3 protein-coding genes and 2 pseudogenes are annotated in these 6,261 nt (G+C 64.5%); 3 read left to right on the forward strand and 2 right to left on the reverse strand.

What is annotated here, in order from left to right:
• Window positions 1–124: 124 nt before the first annotated feature.
• Both tsf and rpsB read right to left on the reverse strand, forming a co-directional pair.
• Window positions 125–1,003, reverse strand: a complete 879-nt coding sequence (gene tsf, locus AC07XB_RS03640; protein ID WP_492371699.1) for a translation elongation factor Ts — start codon at window positions 1,001–1,003, stop codon at window positions 125–127.
• Window positions 1,004–1,268: 265 nt separating this feature from the next.
• Window positions 1,269–2,012, reverse strand: a complete 744-nt coding sequence (gene rpsB, locus AC07XB_RS03645) for a 30S ribosomal protein S2 (protein WP_043346950.1) — start codon at window positions 2,010–2,012, stop codon at window positions 1,269–1,271.
• A 404-nt stretch (window positions 2,013–2,416) separates the two neighbouring features.
• On the opposite strand from rpsB, the pseudogene map reads away from it, so the two are divergent.
• The 3 genes and pseudogenes from map to AC07XB_RS03660 form a co-directional block, all read left to right on the forward strand.
• Window positions 2,417–3,238: pseudogene (gene map, locus AC07XB_RS03650) on the forward strand (type I methionyl aminopeptidase); the annotation flags it as partial.
• 67 nt (window positions 3,239–3,305) lie between these two features.
• Window positions 3,306–5,891 (forward strand): [protein-PII] uridylyltransferase, encoded by a 2,586-nt coding sequence (locus AC07XB_RS03655; RefSeq protein WP_492371723.1) that lies wholly within the window; start codon window positions 3,306–3,308, stop codon window positions 5,889–5,891.
• Between the two features lie 23 nt (window positions 5,892–5,914).
• A pseudogene (locus AC07XB_RS03660) lies at window positions 5,915–6,261 on the forward strand (pseudouridine synthase); the annotation flags it as partial.

A 6,261-nucleotide genomic window follows, 5' to 3' on the forward strand; every position in this document is an offset into this window, starting at 1 on the left:
CCAAGCCCGCGCCGCACGGGTAAGCGCGGCGCGGTCATTTGTGCCGAGGGGCACCTTGCGGTGCCCCTCGGCATTATACGGCGACCGGTGGGGCACCCTACCGGGCACCCTGGCCGCCAGGACTTCAGGCCTTTTGGGCAGCTGCCACTTGGGCGGCCACTTCAGCGGCGAAGTCGTCCTGCTTCTTCTCGATGCCTTCACCGACCACGTACAGGGTGAAACCCTTGACCGTGGTGTTGGCGGCCTTGAGCATCTGCTCGACGGTCTGCTTGTCGTTCTTCACGAAGGTCTGGTTGAACAACGACACTTCCTTCAGGTACTTCTGCACCGAGCCCTCGACCATCTTGGCGACGATTTCGGCCGGCTTGCCCGATTCGGCAGCCTTTTGCTCGGCGATGCTGCGTTCCTTGGCAATCAGGTCGGCGGGCACGTCGGCGGACGACAGCGACACCGGCTTCATCGCGGCAACGTGCATGGCCACGTCCTTGGCGGCGGTTTCGTCGCCGTCGAACTCGACCATCACGCCGATGCGGGTGCCGTGCAGGTAAGCAGCCAGCTTGCCGCCATTGGCATAGCGGGCAAAACGGCGGATCGCCAGGTTTTCGCCGATCTTGCCGATCAGGGCGGTACGGGTGGCTTCCACGGTCACGCCGTCGATTTCCAGCGCCGACAGCGCAGCCACGTCGGCCGGGTTCTGCTTGGCGACCAGCTCGGCGACCTTGTTCGAGAACGCCATGAAGTCGTCGTTCTTCGACACGAAGTCGGTTTCGCAGTTCAGTTCCACCAGCGCGCCGGTGGTACCTTCGATGAAGGACACGACCACGCCTTCGGCGGTCACGCGCGAAGCGGCCTTGCTGGCCTTGTTGCCCAGCTTGACGCGCAGCAGCTCTTCAGCCTTTTCCAGGTTGCCTTCGGCCTCGGTCAGGGCCTTCTTGCATTCCATCATCGGCGCGTCGGTCTTCGCGCGCAGTTCTGCCACCATGCTTGCGGTAATTGCCGCCATTTGTCACTCCTTGAATGGTTCGCCCCGCCCTACCCCGCCGTCGATGTGGCGCGATCCGGGACCGGAGGTAAGTTCAACTTCACCCGCGCCAGATCATGCCAGGGGCGGATGACAACAATTCGAAAAAAGGGGGCGTAAGATTCGCCCCCTCGGTTGCCGGAAAACCCCCGGCTGCGCGCAGCGCCCCGGCCCAGGGGCCGGTTGGCTAGCGATGATGTGTCAGCTTGCGATGCGCGCGGTACGGGGTCCTCTCGGCAGCAAGCCTTTAGGCTTCTTCGACTTCGACGAAATCGTCGCCGCCGCGTGCGGCTTCAACCACGTCCTGCACGGCGTTTGCACGGCCTTCCAGGATCGCGTCGGCCACGCCGCGCACGTACAGGGCAACTGCCTTGCTCGAGTCGTCGTTGCCCGGGATCACGTAGTCGATGCCTTCCGGCGAGTGGTTGGTATCGACCACGCCGATGACGGGCACGCCCAGCTTCTTGGCTTCGGTCACGGCAATCTTGTGGTAGCCGACGTCGACCACGAAGATGGCGTCAGGCACGCCGCCCATGTCCTTGATGCCGCCGATGGACTTTTGCAGCTTGTCCATTTCGCGCTCGAACATCAGCGCTTCCTTCTTGCTCATGGTTTCCAGCGCGCCAGCTTCCTTGGCGGCTTCCATGTCCTTCAGGCGCTTGATCGAGATCTTGACGGTCTTGAAGTTGGTCATCATGCCGCCGAGCCAACGGGCATCGACGTAAGGCATGCCAGCGCGGCCTGCTTCTTCAGCCAGGATCTCGCGCGATTGACGCTTGGTGCCCACGAACAGCACGGTGCCGCGGTTTGCTGCCAGTTGACGCACGTACTTCAGCGCGTCCTGGAACATCGGCAACGTCTTTTCGAGGTTGATAATATGGATCTTGTTGCGATGGCCGAAGATGTACGGAGCCATCTTGGGGTTCCAGAAGCGGGTTTGGTGGCCGAAGTGGCAACCGGCTTCCAGCATTTCGCGCATGGTAACGGACATGAAAAATCTCCAAAAGGGTTAGGTCTGAAGTCCGCCCCGACATTCCTGAAAAGGAACACCCCGGATGGACGGACTCGCAATTTCAATAACTTTGTATTTAATAAGCGCAAGGCGCCTGCCAAATACCGTAGCACTACCGCAGCACAATAGTGACTGCCCAGCCCGCCAGCCGCTGCCCGCAAGGTCCAAGGTCACATCGACCTGCCAGGTAGCCGCAAGAAGGCTAGCCAGTGATTGTAGCAACAAAATAGGACTTCGCTCAAGGGGCCACTTGCCATGGAAAGCAGGCGACTGTAGCCGGCGAAGCCCGTTTTCGGCTGCGGTTGGTGCCCGATGGTGCGATAATCCCACTTTCAGATTCAATTTGAGGCGCAGCCCGTGGCTTCGCCGCCACTTTTGCGAGCAGCATGAGCATCCATATCAAGAACGCCGACGATATCGCCCAAATGCGGGTAGCCTGCCGGCTGGCCTCCGAGGTCCTCGACTACATCACGCCCTTCGTCAAGCCGGGGGTCACCACCGGCGAACTCGACCGGCTGTGCCACGCCTATATGCGCGATGTGCAGGGCACGGTACCCGCGCCACTGAATTATGCGCCGCCCGGCTACCCCCCCTTCCCCGGCGCCATCTGCACGTCGGTCAACGACGTGATTTGCCATGGCATCCCGGGCGAGCGCGTGCTGAAGTCCGGCGACGCGGTGAACCTCGACATCACCGTGATCACCAAGGAAGGCTACTACGGCGACACCAGCCGCATGTTCATTGCCGGTGAGGGCTCGATCCTGGCCAAGCGCCTGGCGCAGATCACTTTCGAATGCATGTGGAAGGGCATCGCCCAGGTGCGCCCCGGCGCCCGCCTCGGCGATATCGGCCATGTGATCCAGGTCCATGCGGAAGCGGCCGGCTATACCGTGGTACGCGAGTACTGCGGCCATGGCATCGGCAAGAACTTCCACGAGGACCCGCAGATCCTGCACTACGGCCGCCCCGGCACCGGCATGGAAATCCAGGCCGGCATGATCTTCACGATCGAGCCGATGGTCAACGCCGGCAAGCGCGATATCCGCACCATGCCCGACCACTGGACCGTCAAGACGCGTGACCGCAGCCTGTCCGCGCAGTGGGAGCACACCATCCTGGTGACCGAGACCGGCTACGACGTGCTCACCGTCTCCGCGGGCACGCAGGCGCCGCCGTCGTTCGTCACTGATTCTGTTGCAGCCTGACGCTACGGGCGCCAAAGTTGGCGCCCTTCTTGTTTCAGCTGTCCCTTCGATGCCCCAAGCCCTAGCCATGGACGCCACGCCGGAAATCATCCTCGCCACCCGTGTTCGCGATCAGCTGAAAGCCGACAAGCAAGCCGTGTTCGCGGACTTCAACGCGCACGGCCATGTCGGCCACCTGCTGACGCGCCTGCGGCGCGCGGTCGATGCCGCGCTGGTCGAGGCCTGGCGCGGCCTGGGCCTGCCGGACGACAGCGCGCTGGTGGCGGTGGGCGGCTACGGGCGCGGCGAGCTGTTCCCGTTTTCCGATGTGGATGTGCTGCTGTTGCTGCCATCGGAACCCGACGAGGACACCACCTCCAGGCTGGAGAAATTCATTGGCCTGTGCTGGGACCTGGGCCTTGAAATCGGCTCCGCCGTGCGCACCGTGGACGACTGCATCCGCGAATCGCGCCAGGACGTGACGATCCAGACGTCCTTGCTGGAAGCGCGCCTGCTGACGGGCAACCGCAAGCTGTTTGCCGAGCTGCAGACGCGCTACCAGGCCGACCTGGACCCGCGCGCCTTCTTCCAGGCCAAGCTGCTGGAAATGCGCCAGCGCCACGCCAAGTACCAGGACACGCCCTACTCGCTCGAGCCCAACAGCAAGGAAAGCCCCGGCGGCCTGCGCGACCTGCAGGTGATCCTGTGGATGACCAAGGCCGCGGGGCTGGGCGACAGCTGGAAGGAACTGTTCGAGCGCGGGCTGCTGAGCGAGCGCGAAGCGCAGGAACTCGCCCGCAACGAGCGCCTGCTCAAAACCATCCGCGCGCGGCTGCACCTGGTGGCCGGGCGCCGCCAGGACGTGCTGGTGTTCGACCTGCAGACCGCGCTGGCCGAGGCCTTCGGCTACCGCCAGAACAATAACAAGCGCGCCAGCGAGCAGCTGATGCGCCGTTACTACTGGGCAGCCAAGGCGGTCACGCAGCTCAATATCGTGCTGCTGCTCAATATCGAGGCCATGCTGTTCCCCAGCGAATCCAAGGTGACGCGCGTCATCAACGAGCGCTTCGTGGAACGCCAGGGCATGCTCGAGATCACCAGCGACGATCTCTACGAGCGCGAGCCCCACGCCATTCTGGAAACCTTCCTGGTGTACGAGCGCACGCCGGGCGTCAAGGGCTTGTCGCCACGCACGCTGCGCGGCCTGTACAACGCCCGCACGGTGATGGACGCGAGCTGGCGCAACGATCCGGTGAACCGCCGCCTGTTCCTCGCCATCGTGCAGGAGCCGCAGGGCATCACCCACGCGCTGCGCCTGATGAACCAGACCAGCGTGCTGGGCCGCTACCTGATCAACTTCCGCCGTATCGTCGGGCAGATGCAGCACGACCTGTTCCACGTCTACACGGTGGACCAGCACATCCTGATGGTGGTGCGCAACATGCGCCGCTTCGCCATCGTCGAGCACACGCACGAGTTCCCCTTCTGCAGCCAGTTGATGGCGACCTTCGACCGCCCCTGGGTGCTGTGGGTGGCGGCGCTGTTCCACGACATCGCCAAGGGCCGCGGTGGCGATCACTCCAAGCTCGGCACGGCGGATGCGCGGCGCTTTTGCAAGCAGCACGGCATCGAGCGCGAAGATGCCGACCTGATCGCCTGGCTGGTCGAGCATCACCTGACCATGAGCCATGTCGCGCAGAAGCAAGACCTGACCGATGCGGACGTGATCCATGCCTTCGCCCGCGTGGTCGGCACCGAACGCTACCTGACCGCGCTCTACCTGCTGACCGTGGCCGATATCCGCGGCACCAGCCCCAAGGTGTGGAACGCGTGGAAGGGCAAGCTGCTGGAAGACCTCTACCGCATCACGCTGCGCGTGCTGGGCGGCGCGCGCGTGGACCCGCACTCGCTGTGGGCGCAGCGCAAGGACGACACCATTGCGCAGCTGCGGCTCAAGGCGTTTGACCCGGAACTGGGCAAGCCATTGTGGGCCCAGCTCGACGTGGCCTTCTTCCTGCGCCACGATGCGCGCGACATCGCCTGGCTCACGCGGCACCTGTACAACAAGGTGGACAGCCCGGTGCCGGTGGTCAAGGCGCGCCTGTCGCCCGCGGGCGAAGGCCTGCAGGTGGCAGTCTACGTCAAGGACCAGCCCGACGTGTTCGCGCGCATCTGCGGCTACTTCGAGCGCAAGAGCTTCTCCATCCAGGAAGCCAAGATCCACACCACGCGCCACGGCTATGCGCTGGATACGTTCCAGGTGACCGACCCGGGCATCAGCAGCGATGCCAGCGGCAACTACCGCGACATCATCGCGCTGGTGGAGCACGAACTGGCCGAGCGCCTGCAGCAGCAAAGCACGCTGCCGGAACCCGCCCAGGGGCGGCTGTCACGCCAGTCGCGCAGCTTCCCGATCAAGCCGCGCGTGGACCTGCGCCCCGACGAACGCGGCCAGTACTACCTGCTTTCCTTGTCGGCCAACGACCGCACCGGCCTGCTGTACGCGATCTCCCGCGTACTGGCCAAACATCGCACCTCGGTGCATACCGCCCGCATCAATACGCTCGGCGAGCGGGTGGAAGACGTTTTCCTGGTCGATGGCAGCCGCCTCGCCTCGGATAACAAACTGCAGTTACAGCTTGAACAGGACCTGCTGGCGGCGCTGGCCATCTAGGCCGGACGCCCCACATAGAAGATATGACCGATAGCAATTCGCCCAAGCGCAAGACGCTGGGCATCAAGACCGCCGCGCCCGAGGGCAATGCCCGCAAACCCGCCGCCACCCGGCCGGTGCGGGTGTCCGACCTGAACCGCGGACGCGTGCGCGCCGTGGTCGACGGCATCAAGCAGGCACAGGAACGCGCCGGCGGCCGCAAGAAAGCGCAAGACGCTGGCCAGCGCCCGCCGCGCGGCCCGCGCACGGGCGAAGGCCAGGATCGTCCGCGACGCTTTGGCCCGGGTGAAGGCCAGGATCGGCCCCGCCGCTTTGGCGGCGACAGCAGCGACCGCCCGCGCAATTTCGGCTCCGGCGAAGGCCAGGACCG

The organism is Cupriavidus sp. GW821-FHT02F09 (assembly GCF_059421605.1).

Excerpts from the sequence above, each read along its gene's own strand:
- tsf (WP_492371699.1), bottom strand. The coding sequence starts at position 1,003 with ATGGCGGCAATTACCGCAAGCATGGTGGCAGAACTGCGCGCGAAGACC.
- rpsB (WP_043346950.1), bottom strand. The coding sequence starts at position 2,012 with ATGTCCGTTACCATGCGCGAAATGCTGGAAGCCGGTTGCCACTTCGGC.
- AC07XB_RS03655 (WP_492371723.1), top strand. The coding sequence starts at position 3,306 with ATGGACGCCACGCCGGAAATCATCCTCGCCACCCGTGTTCGCGATCAG.